The organism is Leifsonia sp. EB34 (assembly GCF_041260585.1).
In the GTDB taxonomy this organism is placed as follows: domain Bacteria; phylum Actinomycetota; class Actinomycetes; order Actinomycetales; family Microbacteriaceae; genus Leifsonia.
Map to the genome: position 1 here is coordinate 680262 of NZ_JBGCCV010000002.1, position 14157 is coordinate 694418.

Genomic DNA, 14157 nt, shown 5'->3' on the forward strand with positions numbered 1-14157 from the left:
GACCGATGAGGCCAGACCGTCGGACGTTCGAGAACGACGAGACAGTTCGTCCGGGGGCGGAGCGGATGCTCCTGCCGACCGTCCGCGAGGTGCTGCGGATGGACCAGGTGGCCGACGCGCTGCCGGAGGTCCTCGCCGGTGAGGACGCGCTCGACACCCGGGTGCGCTGGGTGCACGTCGCCGAGACGGCGGACGTGGCCCGGCTGGTCTCCGGCGGCGAGCTGCTGCTGGCGACGGGGCTCGGCTGGCCGCGCGACGCCCGCGCGCTGCGGACGCTCGGCCGCGACCTCGCGGCGGCCGGGATCGCCGGCCTCGTGCTCGAACTGGGGGAGCGCAGGCCCGAGGCGCCGGCGCCGCTCGTGGAGGAGTTCCGGGCCGCCGGGCTGCCCTTCGTAGTCCTGCACCGGGAGGCGCGCTTCGTCGCGATCACCGAGGCGGTGCACGCGCGGATCATCGACGACCAGTCCGTCGCGCTGCGGGCCAGGGACGAGATCCACGCGCTGTTCACGGGGCTCAGCCTGCGCGGCAGCCCCGCCGACTTCATCGTCGCGCAGGCGGCGCGCGTGCTGGGCTGCCCGGTGGTGCTGGAGGACACCGGCCACCAGGTGCTCGTCGCCGAGAACGTCGGCGACGGGGAGGCCGAGCTGGAGCGCTGGGAGCAGCGCTCGCGGGCCGTGCACCGGGGTGCAGGGGAGCCGGGCTGGACGCTGACACCCGTGGAGGCGCGCGGGATGCGTTGGGGCCACCTGATCGCGCTCCCGGGCGAGCCGCATCCCGCCGGCCGGTCGAGCGTGCTGGAGCAGGCCGCCGTCGCGCTGGCGCTCAGCCGCCTCGCCGACCGCGACGAGGAGGAGTGGACGCGGCGCAGCCACGACGCCCTGCTGGGGGCGCTGCTGGGCCGGCGCTTCGCGGGCGACGGCGGCATGGCCGCACGCTTCGAGGCCTCCGGGTTCCCGGTCGCCGAGCGGGTGCTCGCCGGGGTCGCCGTGCGCACCCGCTCTGGCCTGGTGGAGGCCGGGGCTTCGGCTCGCGCGCTGGAGGCTGCGCGCGGCGCGGGGGCGGACGCCATCGCGGCGCCGCATCCCACGGTGCCAGGGCTCCTCGTGGTGGCCGTGTCGTCCCGGTCGGGCCGCCCCGGCGCGGACGCGGTCGCCGACGCGCTGGCCGGCGGGGACGCCGCGGTCGTCGGGGTCGGCTCGGACGCCCACGGCATCCCCGGGCTGCTGTCGTCGGTCGAGGAGGCCGTCGAGCTCACCGGCCGCGGCGGCGGTGGCCGAGGCCGGCACGCCGTGGTGCAACGCGCGGAGAGCCGTCCACTGCTGCGCCTGGTCACGGCGTTCGGCGACGACCCGCGGCTGCAGGAGTACGCCGAGCGGATGCTGCGCCCGCTGATCGAGTACGACCTCGCCAACGACGGCGACCTGATCGAGGTGCTGCGCGCGTACCTCAGCCATCCGGGCAACCGGACGAGGGCCGCCGCCGCGAGCCACCTCTCCCGGTCGGTGTTCTACCAGCGGATCGCCCTCATCGAGGACTTGCTCGGGCTGGACCTGGACGACGGCGAGACCATCGGCGCGCTGCACGCGGCGGTGCTGGCGCGGCGGATCCGGAACTGAGCGTCGCCGCGCCCGCACCTGCCGTACGATCTTTCCTGGTCAGGGGGCGCCGCCCGGCGCCCGGATGTACGAGCAGTCGCAGAAGACAAGCGGGCTGAACCGCTTCAGTTCGCGGTACTCTGGCCCCGATCGACCGCGCGGAGCGGTCGCCGCGAGAGGAGCACGACGTGGTGTCAGCGACCCGGGTGACGATCGGCGGCCTCGCCGACCGGCTGGGCCTGTCCAAGGCGTCGGTGTCGTACGCGCTCAACGGTCAGCCCGGTGTGAGCGACGAGACCCGGCGACGCGTGCTCGACCTCGCCGACTCGCTGGGCTGGCATCCGAGCTCGAGCGCCCGCGCGCTCTCGCGCTCCCGGTCCGACGCGATCGGGATCGTGCTGCGCCGCGATCCCGGGCTGCTGGGCACCGAGCCGTACTACATGAGCCTGCTGGCCGGGGTGGAGGCCGAGCTCGCCGAGGGCGGGCAGTCGCTCCTGCTGCGGATGGTCGGCAGCTCCGACGGCCAGGACCTCGCGGCCTACCGCCGGTGGAGCGCCGAGCAGCGGGTGGACGGCGTGATGCTCTTCGACATCACGGTCGGCGACCCGCGCCCCGCCCTCCTGGATGAGCTCGGGCTGGCGTTCGTGCTGCACGGCAGCGGCAGAGACGAGGAGGCCCACCCCGGCCGGGTGCTGCTCTACGACGCCGCGGGCGACGCGCGCATCCTGATCGACCACCTGTACGCCCTGGGGCACCGCCGCATCCTGCATCTGCAGGGGCCGGCCGAGTTCGAGCACGAGCGCGAGCGGGCCAGGGCCATCGCGCGGTTCGCGGCCGAGCGCGGGATGCAGGCGACGTCCGAACCCTCCGACTACTCGATGGAGGCCGGCGAGCGGATCGCGGCCGCCCACGCGGACGACCGTTCGCTGACCGCGATGGTCACCTCCAACGACCTGCTCGCCCTCGGCGCCCAGACGGCGCTCGCCCGCGCCGGCCGCGACGACGTGGCGCTCGCGAGCTGGGACGACTCGCTGGTGTGCCGGATCGGCTCGCGGCCGCTGACGGCGCTCGCGCGCTTCCCGGAGGAGCAGGGCAGGCGCGCCACCCGGATGCTGCTCGATGAGCTCGCCGGGGTCGAGACCCTCACCCGCACCGCGCGCGCCTCGGAGCTCATCGTGCGCTCCACCAGCGTCCGCGCCGGCCGCTGACGGGTTTCGCAGACAACGCTGTATACCCTCGAAACCCGAGGTGTCAACGCTGGATAAACTGAACCGGTTCAGTTATAGTCGCCCTGGCGTCACGCGCGTTCCCCGGGGACGGGAGCGGCGGCGCCCATCAAGAGACGAAGGAGTCACAATGAGGAAACGCGTTATCGCCGCCGCCGCGCTGGCGGCCACGATCTCGCTCGTGGCCGCGGGCTGCAGCAGCAGCGGCTCGACATCGTCGGCCAGCGGGTCGACCATCACCTACTGGGCGAGCAACCAGGGGACCAGCCTCGACAACGACAAGCAGGTCCTGACGCCGGTGCTGGACGACTTCACCAAGAAGACCGGGGTGAAGGTCAAGCTCGAGGTCATCGGCTGGAACGACCTGCAGACGCGCATCCAGACCGCCGTGACGTCCGGGCAGGGCCCCGACGTGCTGAACATCGGCAACACCTGGGCCGCCTCCCTGCAGGCGACCGGCGCGTTCATGCCGTTCGGCGACAGCGAGATGAAGGCCATCGGCGGCAGCGACAAGTTCGTGAAGACCGCGCTCGAGACCGGCGGCGCGCCGGGCAAGCCGGTGACGAGCGTCCCGCTCTACGGCCTCGCGTACGGCCTGTACTACAACAAGAAGATGTTCACCGACGCCGGGCTCACCCCGCCCGCGACCTGGGAGGACCTGGTCGCCGACGCGAAGAAGCTGACCACCGGCTCGCAGTACGCCTTCTCGCTCGCCGCGGGCAGCTACACCGAGAACGTGCACTTCGCGTTCATCAACTCCGCGCAGAACGGCGGGTCCTGGTTCGACAGCAAGGGCAACCCGACGTTCACCAGCCAGGCGAATGTCGACGGCATCAAGCGCTACCTCGACCTGATGCAGACCGACAAGGTCGTCGCCACCTCCAACGCCCAGTACGACAACGGCGTGCAGGCGGTGAACGACTTCGCCACCGGCAAGGTCGCGATGATCCTCAGCCAGAACAACGCCGACGCCTCCATCGTCGCCAACGGCATGAAGAACGACCAGTACGGCGTGGTGCCCTTCCCGGCTCCCGAGACGGGCAAGAAGATCGCCAGCTTCGTCGCCGGCATCAACCTGTCGATCTTCAAGAACACCAAGAACAAGGACGCCGCGCTCCAGTTCGTCCAGTACATGACGAGCAAGGACGTGCAGGCCCGGCTGGGCAAGCCGTACGCGAGCCTCCCCGTCCTGAACGGCGCCAAGGCGACCTTCACCGACAACCCCGACGAGGCCGCGACGTTCACGAAGATCTACAACACCATGACGAAGCCGCTGCCCCTGGTGCCGGCCGAGGACCAGTTCGAGAACACCGTCGGCAAGGCGATGAACAACATGTTCGCCAAGATCGCCACCGGCGGCACGGTCTCCGACGCCGACATCAAGGCGGCCCTGTCCAACGCGCAGGACCAGGTCAAGCAGTCGCTGGGCGGCTGACCCAGCACGATCCGCTCTGCCGGGCGGGCGCCGGGCCGCGAACCTGCGGCCGGGCGTCCGCCCGGCGGACACAGCCACACCCTCAAGGAGACCCATGTCGACGACGACAGACGTCCGCGGACCGTCACTCACCGTGCCGGCCGACGCACCACCGCCCAAGGAGAAGCGCCGCCGCCCCAAAGGGTGGTGGCTGCCGTTCATCCTGCTGGCTCCGGCCATCATCTTCGAGCTGTTCATCCACGTCGTTCCCATGCTCACGGGAATCTGGATCAGCTTCCTCCAGCTCACCAAGTTCTACATCGCCAACTGGGGCGAGGCGCCCTTCGTCGGGCTGAAGAACTACGCCGTCGCCGTCGACTTCAACGGGTCCGTCGGAGCCGGTCTGCTCTCGTCGTTCCTGGTGACCTGCGGCTTCACCATCCTCGTCGTCGGGCTCTCCTGGGCGCTCGGGATGGCCGCCGCGGTCGCCCTGCAGGGCCGGTTCCGCGGGCGGGCGCTGTTCCGCACGCTCTTCCTCGTGCCCTACGCGCTGCCGCTCTACGCGGGCATCATCACGTGGAAGTTCATGTTCCAGAAGGACACGGGAGCGGTCAACCACTTCCTGTTCGACAACCTCGGCCTCCCCGGCGACAAGCCGTTCTGGCTGATCGGCGGCAACGCGTTCTGGTCGATCGTCATCGTCGCGATCTGGCGGCTGTGGCCGTTCGCCTTCCTGATGCTGATGGCCGGGCTCCAGTCGATCCCCGCCGAGGTCTACGAGGCGTCGGCCGTGGACGGCGCCAAGCCCTTCCGGCAGTGGCGGTCGATCACCCTCCCCATGCTGCGCCCCGTCAACTCGGTGCTGCTGCTGGTGATGTTCCTGTGGACGTTCAACGACTTCAACACGCCGTTCGTGCTGTTCGGCAGCACCGCCCAACCGGCCGGGGGAGACCTGATCTCCTTCCACATCTACAACGCGTCGTTCCTGACCTGGAACTTCGGCTCGGGAGCCGCGATGAGCGTCCTCCTGCTGCTGTTCCTGCTGGTCGTCACCGGCGCCTACCTGCTCATCGGAAACCGGAGGAACCGCAATGCGTGAGACCCGCTCATCCCACGTCTTCCGTTGGGTCGTCGTCGTCTTCCTGACGATCTTCACGGTCGTCCCGCTGTACGTCATGGTCACGTCGTCGATCAAGCCGCTCTCGGAGGTGCAGGCCGCGTTCACCTGGTGGCCGCAGAACATCACGTTCCAGCCGTTCATCGACATGTGGACGACCGTGCCGCTGGCGTCGTACTTCGTGAACAGCCTGATCGTCTCGAGCGCCGCGACGCTGATCTCCCTGGTGATCGCCGTCTTCGCCGCCTACGCGGTGTCGCGGTACCGGTTCAAGGGCCGCAACGTCTTCACCACCACGGTGCTGTCGACGCAGATGTTCCCCGGCGTGCTGTTCCTGCTGCCGCTGTTCCTCATCTTCGTGAACATCAACCAGGCGACCGGCATCCAGCTCGTCGGCACCCGCTGGGGCCTCATCATCACGTACTTCACGTTCGTGCTGCCGTTCTCCATCTGGATGCTCGCCGGGTACTTCGACGGCATCCCGCGCGACCTCGACGAGGCGGCGAAGGTGGACGGGTCGGGCCCGATGGGTGCGCTCTGGCACGTCGTGCTCCCCGCGGCCCGTCCGGGCCTGATCGCGGTCGCGATCTACTCGTTCATGACCAGTTGGGGAGAGGTGCTGTTCGCGTCCGTCATGACGACCGACGAGAACAGGACGCTCGCCGTCGGCCTGCAGCTCTACTCGACGCAGACGAACGTGTACTGGAACCAGATCATGGCGGCGTCCCTGGTCGTGTCCCTCCCGATCGTCGTCGCGTTCCTGCTGCTGCAGCGCAACTTCGTCGCCGGGCTGACGGCCGGCGCCGTCAAGTGACCAGCAGCCGCCGACCCCTTCCGCACTACCCTCCGAAAGGCACCATGGATCGCCCCTCTCCGGTCTTGCACGTCGACGACGCCCCTGTGGTCTGGCTCGGCGCGAACTTCTGGTCGCGCACCGGCGGCCCGCTCATGTGGAAGCGCTACGACCCCGCGGTCATCCGCGAGGAGCTGCGCGTGCTGGCCGACCACGGCCTGAACATGACCCGGTCGTTCTTCTACTGGCCGGACTTCCACCCGACCCCGGACACGCTGGACGAGGAGTGCCTCGCCAACTTCGCCGACTTCCTGGACGCCCACACCGAGACCGGGATGTCGACCGTGCCGACCTTCCTCGTCGGACACATGTCGGGCGAGAACTGGGATCCGGCCTGGCGGCAGGGGCGCGACCTCTACAGCGACGTCTGGTTCGTCGGGCGGCAGGCCTGGTACGTGCGGGAGCTCACCGCGCGGTTCGCCGCGCATCCGGCTGTCGCCGGCTGGCTGCTGACCAACGAGATGCCGATCTATGGCGGGGAGGCGCCGCGGCCGGTCGTGGACGCCTGGGCCTCCCTGCTGGTGAACGCCGTGCGCGCGGGCGGCGGCACGCAGCCGGTCGCGGTCGGAGACGGGGCCTGGGGCATCGAGACGACCGGGCACGACAACGGCTTCTCTGTGCGGGACCTCGCCCGCTTCACCGACTTCGTCGGGCCGCACGTCTACCGGATGGAGACCGACCAGACCCGCCAGCACCTCAAGGCGGCGTACATCGCCGAGCTCTCCGGCGTCGGCCTCCCCGTCATCATGGAGGAGTTCGGCCTCACCAGCGATTTCGTCTCCGACGAGGGCGCCGCGTCGTACTACCGGCAGCTGCTCTACACGACGCTGCTCGCCGGAGCCACCGGCTGGATCGCCTGGAACAACACCGACTACGACGACCTCGCCGACCAGCGGCCGTACTCCCACCACCCGTTCGAGATGCACTTCGGCATCACCGACCGGCACGGCGCGCCCAAGCCGCCGCTGCGCGAGCTGGCGCGGTTCGCCGCCGACCTCGCCGCCATCGACCTCCCGAACACGAAGCGCACGCCGGTCGACGCCGCCATCGTCGTGCCGTCGCACCTGGAGGCCGACTACCCGTTCACGAACGAGGCCGAGCGGGCGCACATCGTGGCGACCGGCGAGCAGGCGTACGTCGCGGCGCACGGCGCGCACATCCCCGTGGCGGTGGTCCGCGAGCGGGAGGACGGCGGCCTCCCGGTCGGCTACGGCCTCTACCTGCTGCCGTCGGTCAAACAGCTCTGCGCGACCTCCTGGCTGCAGCTCGAGGAGCTGGCCCGGGACGGCGCGACCGTGTACGCGTCGTACTCGCACGGCGACAGCGGCGTGCAGCGCGGGCCGTGGTGGACGAACACGGAGGCGCTCTTCGGCGTGCGGATGGAGAGCGCGTACGGGCTCGCGGAGCCGGTGACCGACGAGGCGGCGACGATCCGGTTCGTGCAGGACTTCGGGTCGCTGACCGCAGGGACGGTGCTGACCTTCCCCGCGGCCGGCAACCAGAACGGCCGCACGTACCTGCCGGTGCGGGCGACCTCCGGGACCGTCGTCGCGGTGGACGCGCACGACCGTCCGGCGATCGTCGTGAAGGAGCACGGCGCGGGGCGCGCGGTGCTGACGACCTACCCGCTGGAGTACTTCGCGTCCGCGCGGGCGCGCAGCAACCCGGACGAGACCTGGCGGCTGTACGAGGCGCTGGCCGCGGTGGCGGACGTGGAGCGCGACGTGCGGCTCGACGACCCGCGGGTGTTCGTGGACACGCTGGTGCACGACGACGGGCGGCGCTTCGCGGTGTTCGTGTCGCAGCACGCGACGCCGGTCACGGTGCGGCCGGAGGTGGCGGGGGAGTTGCGGACGCTGGATGGCGAGGCGGCGGCCGAGATCGCGCTCGACCCGTACGGGGTGGCGGTACGGGAGGTCGTGCTGGACTGATCCGCCCTGCCCTTCGGCGGGTGGTCAGGCGGGGGCGTGGCGCTCCAGGAAGTCGTAGACCTCCGTCGAGTCCACGCCGGGGAACGTCCCCGTCGGCAGCGCCGCCAGCAGCGACGTCGGCGTGCGCGCCGCCGGCCATGCCATCCCCTCCCAGCGGTCGGCCAGCGCGCCCGACGGCCGGCGGCAGCACGACTCGTCCGGGCAGCGCGACACCGCGCGGTGGGTGGTCTCGCGGCCGCGGAACCATTTCACGTGCGCGAAGGGCACGCCGACGCTCACCGAGTAGTCGCCCTCCTTGGCCTTCTCGATGCGGGAGGTGCACCAGAACGTTCCGCGCGGGGTGTCCGTGTACTGGTAGTACGGGCTGAACCGGTCGGCGACGTCGAAGACCGTCCGGGCCGTCCAGCTCCGGCAGACCGGGGTGCCCTCGATCGCGCCGAGCGCGTCGGACGGGAATGCGACCGAGTCGTTCTCGTAGGCCTTGATGATGGTGCCCGACTCGTGGACCTTCATGAAGTGCACCGGGATGCCGAGCCGCGCGGTCGCCAGGTTCGTGAACCGGTGGCAGGCCGTCTCGTACGACACGGCGAACGCGTCGCGGAGGTCTTCCATCGAGATGCGGCGGAAGTTCTTGGCCTCGGTCAGGAACGCCACCGCGTCCTTCTCGGGCAGCAGCAGCGCGGCGGTGAGGTAGTTGGTCTCCACCCGCTGCCGCAGAAAGTCGGCGTAATTTCCGGGCTCGTCGTGGCCGAGCAACTGCGAGGCGAACGCCTGCAGGATGGGGGAGCGGGAGTCCCGGGAGGCCGACTGCTCGGTCGGCAGGTAGATGCGGCCGTTGCGCTTGTCGGTCACCGAGCGGGTGGAGTGCGGGAGGTCGCCGACATAGTGCAGCGAGAAGCCGAGGTGGTCGGCCATGTCCGCCACGGTCTGGTGGGACACCGGGCCGCCGGAGTGGCCGACGACCGACAGCAGGTCGGCGGCGATCGCCTCCAGGTCGGCGAAGTAGTTGTCGCGGGCGCGCATCGTGGCGCGCAGCTCGGCGTTGGCGCGGCGGGCCTCCTCGGGGGTCGCCGCGCGCTCCCTGTGCAGGCGCGCGACCTCCTGGTGGAGGGCCAGGATGGCCCGCAACGTGGCGTCGGGGACCGCCTTGGACACCCGCACCGGGTCGATGCCGAGGGCGCCGAAGACCGGTCCGCGCTGCGCTCGCTCGACGGCGATCTCCAGGGCCGCGCGCTCGTCGGGGGCGTCGGGGGCGAGGAGGTCGTCCACCGTTACCCCGAGGGCCGCGGCGATGGCGCGCAACTGGGCGAGGCGCGGCTCGCGGTTGCCGTTCTCGATCGCGGAGACCTGGGAGGGCGCCCGGTCGATCGCGGCGGCGAGCGCCTCCAGGGTCATCGCCTTCTCCAGGCGGAACGCGCGCACGCGCCGGCCGAGGGTGAGCGCGTCGGCTCCCATCGGCTCGTCGTCGATCCGGACAGCGGTGCCGGTCATGCAGGCCATGCTGACACTCCGGCGAAGTTCTAGCAAACAGAAGAACCCGTGAATTTCTGTCCGCGGATTTTCTCCAGACCTGTTGCGGCCGGGCCACGATCGTCTCATACGATCCGACCGATGGAGGTCACCATGAACAGCCCGGCCCGTCCCGGAGACACGACGCAGACCGCCGCCGAGCTGCGCCTCGAGTGGGACGCCGACCCGCGCTGGTCCGGCATCCGCCGCGACTACACGGCCGAGGACGTCGTGGCGCTCCGCGGCCCGGTGCGCGAGGAGCAGACCCTCGCCCGCCGCGGCGCCGAGAAGCTCTGGCAGCTCATCCAGCGCGACGGCACGGGTCCGGACGCGCAGTGGGTCGCCGCGCTCGGCGCCCTCACCGGCAACCAGGCTGTGCAGCAGGTCCGCGCCGGCCTGGAGGCCATCTACCTCTCCGGCTGGCAGGTCGCGGCCGACGCCAACCTGTCCGGTCAGACCTATCCCGACCAGAGCCTGTACCCGGCGAACTCGGTGCCCGCGGTCGTCCGCCGGATCAACAACGCGCTGCTGCGCGCCGGCCAAGTCGAGGGCACCGACGGCCCGGTGTCCGACTGGATGGCGCCGATCGTCGCCGACGCGGAGGCCGGCTTCGGCGGCCCGCTCAACGCCTACGAGCTCATGCACGGCATGATCCAGGCCGGCGCCGCGGGCGTGCACTGGGAGGACCAGCTCGCCAGCGAGAAGAAATGCGGCCACATGGGCGGCAAGGTGCTCATCCCGACCGGGCAGCACATCCGCACGCTCAACGCCGCGCGGCTCGCGGCCGACGTCGCCGGCGTCCCCACCATCGTGATCGCCCGCACCGACTCGCTCGCGGCAACGCTGCTGACCAGCGACCACGACGAGCGCGACCGGCCGTTCCTCACCGGCACCCGCACCGCCGAGGGCTTCTACGAGGTGCGCAACGGCATCGAGCCGGTCATCGCCCGTGGCCTCGCCTACGCGCCGTACGCCGACCTGCTCTGGGTGGAGTCGGCCGAGCCCGACCTGGAGCTCGCGCGGCGCTTCGCCGAGGCGGTGCACGCGCAGTTCCCCGGCAAGAAGCTCGCCTACAACTGCTCGCCGTCGTTCAACTGGCGCAAGCACCTGGACGACGCCACGATCGCCCGGTTCCAGCGCGAGCTGGCGGCGATGGGCTACGCGTTCCAGTTCATCACCCTCGCGGGCTTCCACGCCCTCAACTACTCCATGTTCACGCTCGCCAAGGACTACGCCGACCGGCAGATGAGCGCGTACGTGGACCTCCAGGAGGCCGAATTCGCCTCCGAGAGCTCCGGCTACACCGCCACCCGTCACCAGCGGGAGGTCGGCACCGGCTACTTCGACCGCATCGCGACCGCGCTCAACCCCGACAGCGCCACGCTCGCCCTCGTCGGCTCCACCGAACAGCACCAGTTCTGATCCGCGCCGCGGACGAACGAAAGGACACGACCATGATCGAGATCACCGGTCCCCGCGTCGACGGGACCGACGACATCCTGACCCCGGAAGCGCTCGCCTTCCTCGACCACCTGCACCAGGCCTTCGCCGGACGCCGCCAGGAGCTCCTGCTGGAGCGCCAGCGCCGCCGCGAGGAGGCCGGCAACGGCCGCGACCCGCGCTTCCTCAGCACCACTGCGGCCGTCCGCGACGACCCGAGCTGGCGCGTCGCCGGCGCCGGCCCGGGCCTGGAGGACCGCCGCGTGGAGATCACCGGTCCCACCGACCCGAAGATGGCGATCAACGCCCTCAACTCGGGCGCCCGGGTCTGGCTGGCCGACCAGGAGGACGCCACCAGCCCCACCTGGGCCAACGTCGTCGGCGGCCAGCGCACCCTGTACGACGCCGTCCGCGGGCGGCTCGCCTTCACCAGCCCCGAGGGGAAGGACTACCGGGTCACCACCCCGCACGAGCACACGCCCACGATCGTGATGCGGCCGCGCGGCTGGCACCTGGTCGAGAAGCACCTCGCCTTCACCGACCGGGCCGGGCGCACCACGCCGGCCAGCGCCTCCCTCACCGACTTCGGCCTGTACTTCTGGCACAACGCGGAGGAGCTGGTCGCATCCGGCCGTGGCCCGTACTTCTACCTGCCCAAGCTGGAGTCGCACCTGGAGGCGCGGCTCTGGAACGACATCTTCGTCTTCGCCCAGCAGCGGATCGGGATGCCGGTCGGCACGGTGAGGGCGACCGTCCTCATCGAGACCATCCCGGCCGCGTTCGAGATGGAGGAGATCCTCTACGAGCTGCGCGACCACTGCGCGGGCCTGAACGCGGGACGCTGGGACTACATCTTCTCGATCATCAAGACGTTCCTCGGCCGCGGCAAGCGCTTCGCGTTCGGCGACCGCAGCGGCATCACGATGACCGTCCCCTTCATGCGCGCTTACACCGAGCTGCTGGTCGCCACCTGCCACAAGCGCGGCGCCCACGCGATCGGCGGGATGAGCGCCTTCATCCCGAACCGCCGCGACGCCGAGGCCACCGAACGCGCCCTCGCGCAGGTCGCCGACGACAAGCGCCGGGAGGCCGGCGACGGCTTCGACGGCACCTGGGTCGCCCACCCCGACCTGATCCCGACGGCGCTCGCCGAGTTCGACTCGGTGCTGGGCGACCGGCCCAACCAGGTCGACCGCCGGCGCGACGACGTCCACGTCACGGCCGCCGACCTCCTGGATGTCACGTCGGCCGGTGGCACCGTGACCGACGCGGGAGTGCGCTCGAACGTCTCGGTCGCCCTCCGCTACATCGAGGCCTGGCTGCGCGGCACCGGCGCCGTCGCGATCGACGGGCTGATGGAGGACGCCGCCACCGCGGAGATCTCCCGTTCGCTGCTGCGGCAGTGGATCGAGAACCGGGTGGTCACCGCCGAGGGGACGCCGGTAGACCGCGCGCTCATCGCCGGGATCCTGGCCGAGGAGTGCATCCGCCTCAGCGCCGCTGCGCGCACGGCGGGCACGGCCGACCGTTTCGACGACGCCGCGGAGCTGCTGGCCGAGGTGTCGCTGGGGGAGGAGTTCCCGACCTTCCTGACCATCCCCGCGTACACCTGGTTCCTGGTGGACGAGCAGGAGAGACAGGAAGAGCTGGCGCCGGCCGTCTGAACCGGGCACGTCCGGCGTCGACGGCTGTGGTTGCCGTCACCGGGGGTGGTGTTCGAGATACCTCTCGAGCACCACCCCCTGATTCAGTTCCGGGTCGCGCGCGCCGACCAGCAGCGTCACCACCGGGTGCGTCTCGCCCAGTTCGCGGAGCCGCGCGACCGACGGGTTCGCGTCGAGCTCGGCGTCGTACCGGGCGGTGAACTCGTCGAACAGCGGCGCCTCGTGGTGGAACCAGCGCCGCAGCTCGGTGGAAGGCGCGACGTCCTTGAGCCAGAGGTCGACCTTCGCCTTCTCCTTCGTGAGGCCGCGCGGCCAGAGCCGGTCGACCAGCACGCGGAGGCCGTCCTCGACGGCGGGCGGGTCGTAGACGCGCTTGACGCGATAGACCATCTGGGGCCTCCTAGAGCATCGTGAGTGTCGGCTCCTCGTCGGTGCCGATGGGGAAGTGGGCGAGGAAGACGACGCCCTCCGGCCCGGCGTCGAACCGCGCGATCCGGGCGCCCTCCTCCTCGTAGAAGGTGTCGCCGGCCTCCAGGACGACCGCGGGTCCGCCCTCGACCTGGTAGATCGCGGAGCCGCGCTCGATCGAACCGACCACCGGGCCGTTGTGGAGGTGGAGGCCGCCGACGACGTCCGGCTGCATCGTGATGCGGCGGGTCTGGATGCGCCCGACCGGGCGCGGGTTGGCGAGCGTCACGTCCTGCACGATCTCCCGCTCCACCGGGTTGATCTCTCCAGCAGGCGGCAGTTCTTCGGCGCTCACAGCGGCGCCAGCAGCGCGCCGCGAAGGCTGTCGCTGATCCCAGGCGGGACCTCCACCGAGACGGCCAGGGCCTGGATGGCGCGGCTGAAGTAGTTGCGCGCCGCGGCAGCCAGCGTGATGTCGACGATCTCGCGGTCGGTGAAGCCGAGTTCGCGTAGGCGGAGCGAGTCGGCGTCGGTCATGGACGCGGAGTCCTCGCTGACCCGCTTGGCGTAGTCCATCATCGCCACCTCGGCCTCGCTCAGGCCGGCGTCGTGGAAGTCGCGGGCGACGGCCTCCACCTCGTGGGCGTCCATGACCGCGAGCGTCTTGCGGCCGTGGGCGAGGCGGCAGTGCTGGGAGTGCGTGCCCTCGGCGGCGGCGAGCGTGACGAGTTCGAAACGCCGGACGCCGAGCTGGGCGACGATCGCCTTCACGAGCTGCTCCCAGGCGCGGTACGCCTCGGGATTAGATGCCATCACGCGCGTGTACTCGGCCACGTAGCCGAGGTCGCGCTCGTCCTTGCCGTAGATCTCGGCGACGTCGCCGGTCGCCTCGCCGGGCTCGACGGTCTGGATGATGGCCATGGCTCCTCCTCGCAGGTCGCCAGAGTGCAGGTCGCGGGACTCATCGTGCCACCGCGGTGGCCGGGATGCCAGAGGTGCG

General features: G+C 70.9%; 12 protein-coding genes. 8 read left to right on the forward strand and 4 right to left on the reverse strand.

Features of this window, described 5'->3' with window-relative positions:
* Window positions 1-5 precede the first annotated feature (5 nt).
* From ABIA36_RS12755 to ABIA36_RS12780, 6 genes are all read left to right on the forward strand, one after another.
* Window positions 6-1616, forward strand: coding sequence for a PucR family transcriptional regulator (locus ABIA36_RS12755; protein WP_369962783.1), 1611 nt, complete (start codon window positions 6-8; stop codon window positions 1614-1616).
* A 167-nt stretch (window positions 1617-1783) separates the two neighbouring features.
* On the forward strand, window positions 1784-2803 hold the full coding sequence (locus ABIA36_RS12760) for a LacI family DNA-binding transcriptional regulator (protein WP_369962785.1): 1020 nt from the start codon (window positions 1784-1786) through the stop codon (window positions 2801-2803).
* Window positions 2804-2951: 148 nt separating this feature from the next.
* Entirely contained in the window at window positions 2952-4256 is a 1305-nt protein-coding gene (locus ABIA36_RS12765; protein ID WP_369962786.1) for a sugar ABC transporter substrate-binding protein, read from the forward strand.
* A gap of 94 nt (window positions 4257-4350) precedes the next feature.
* The gene (locus ABIA36_RS12770; RefSeq protein WP_369962789.1) at window positions 4351-5334 is read left to right on the forward strand and encodes a carbohydrate ABC transporter permease; all 984 of its coding nucleotides are present in this window, start codon (window positions 4351-4353) and stop codon (window positions 5332-5334) included.
* Window positions 5327-6166, forward strand: a complete 840-nt coding sequence (locus ABIA36_RS12775; RefSeq protein ID WP_369962790.1) for a carbohydrate ABC transporter permease — start codon at window positions 5327-5329, stop codon at window positions 6164-6166. The genes ABIA36_RS12770 and ABIA36_RS12775 overlap by 8 nt, the downstream gene beginning before the upstream one ends.
* A gap of 44 nt (window positions 6167-6210) precedes the next feature.
* On the forward strand, window positions 6211-8136 hold the full coding sequence (locus tag ABIA36_RS12780) for a cellulase family glycosylhydrolase (protein WP_369962791.1): 1926 nt from the start codon (window positions 6211-6213) through the stop codon (window positions 8134-8136).
* Between the two features lie 24 nt (window positions 8137-8160).
* On the opposite strand, the gene ABIA36_RS12785 is transcribed toward ABIA36_RS12780, so the two are convergent.
* Entirely contained in the window at window positions 8161-9627 is a 1467-nt protein-coding gene (locus ABIA36_RS12785; RefSeq protein ID WP_369962792.1) for a helix-turn-helix domain-containing protein, read from the reverse strand.
* 120 nt (window positions 9628-9747) lie between these two features.
* On the opposite strand from ABIA36_RS12785, the gene aceA reads away from it, so the two are divergent.
* Both aceA and aceB read left to right on the forward strand, forming a co-directional pair.
* Complete coding sequence (aceA, locus tag ABIA36_RS12790) at window positions 9748-11067, forward strand: isocitrate lyase (RefSeq protein WP_369962793.1); 1320 nt, start codon at window positions 9748-9750, stop codon at window positions 11065-11067.
* A 32-nt stretch (window positions 11068-11099) separates the two neighbouring features.
* Window positions 11100-12749, forward strand: a complete 1650-nt coding sequence (aceB, locus tag ABIA36_RS12795) for a malate synthase A (RefSeq protein WP_369962794.1) — start codon at window positions 11100-11102, stop codon at window positions 12747-12749.
* Between the two features lie 36 nt (window positions 12750-12785).
* Here the strand turns inward: aceB and ABIA36_RS12800 are convergent, their stop codons facing one another.
* The 3 genes from ABIA36_RS12800 to ABIA36_RS12810 are packed head-to-tail and all read right to left on the reverse strand — an operon-like array spanning window position 12786 to window position 14078.
* Window positions 12786-13139, reverse strand: coding sequence for a DUF488 domain-containing protein (locus tag ABIA36_RS12800; protein WP_369962795.1), 354 nt, complete (start codon window positions 13137-13139; stop codon window positions 12786-12788).
* A 10-nt stretch (window positions 13140-13149) separates the two neighbouring features.
* Window positions 13150-13512, reverse strand: coding sequence for a hypothetical protein (locus tag ABIA36_RS12805; protein ID WP_369962796.1), 363 nt, complete (start codon window positions 13510-13512; stop codon window positions 13150-13152).
* Entirely contained in the window at window positions 13509-14078 is a 570-nt protein-coding gene (locus tag ABIA36_RS12810) for a peroxidase-related enzyme (RefSeq protein ID WP_369962797.1), read from the reverse strand. Before ABIA36_RS12810 ends, ABIA36_RS12805 begins: the two co-directional genes overlap by 4 nt.
* Window positions 14079-14157 lie beyond the last annotated feature (79 nt).

Excerpts from the sequence above, each read along its gene's own strand:
- ABIA36_RS12770 (WP_369962789.1), top strand. The coding sequence starts at position 4,351 with ATGTCGACGACGACAGACGTCCGCGGACCGTCACTCACCGTGCCGGCC.
- aceB (WP_369962794.1), top strand. The coding sequence starts at position 11,100 with ATGATCGAGATCACCGGTCCCCGCGTCGACGGGACCGACGACATCCTG.
- ABIA36_RS12780 (WP_369962791.1), top strand. The coding sequence starts at position 6,211 with ATGGATCGCCCCTCTCCGGTCTTGCACGTCGACGACGCCCCTGTGGTC.
- ABIA36_RS12765 (WP_369962786.1), top strand. The coding sequence starts at position 2,952 with ATGAGGAAACGCGTTATCGCCGCCGCCGCGCTGGCGGCCACGATCTCG.
- ABIA36_RS12775 (WP_369962790.1), top strand. The coding sequence starts at position 5,327 with ATGCGTGAGACCCGCTCATCCCACGTCTTCCGTTGGGTCGTCGTCGTC.
- aceA (WP_369962793.1), top strand. The coding sequence starts at position 9,748 with ATGGAGGTCACCATGAACAGCCCGGCCCGTCCCGGAGACACGACGCAG.
- ABIA36_RS12785 (WP_369962792.1), bottom strand. The coding sequence starts at position 9,627 with ATGACCGGCACCGCTGTCCGGATCGACGACGAGCCGATGGGAGCCGAC.
- ABIA36_RS12810 (WP_369962797.1), bottom strand. The coding sequence starts at position 14,078 with ATGGCCATCATCCAGACCGTCGAGCCCGGCGAGGCGACCGGCGACGTC.
- ABIA36_RS12755 (WP_369962783.1), top strand. The coding sequence starts at position 6 with ATGAGGCCAGACCGTCGGACGTTCGAGAACGACGAGACAGTTCGTCCG.
- ABIA36_RS12800 (WP_369962795.1), bottom strand. The coding sequence starts at position 13,139 with ATGGTCTATCGCGTCAAGCGCGTCTACGACCCGCCCGCCGTCGAGGAC.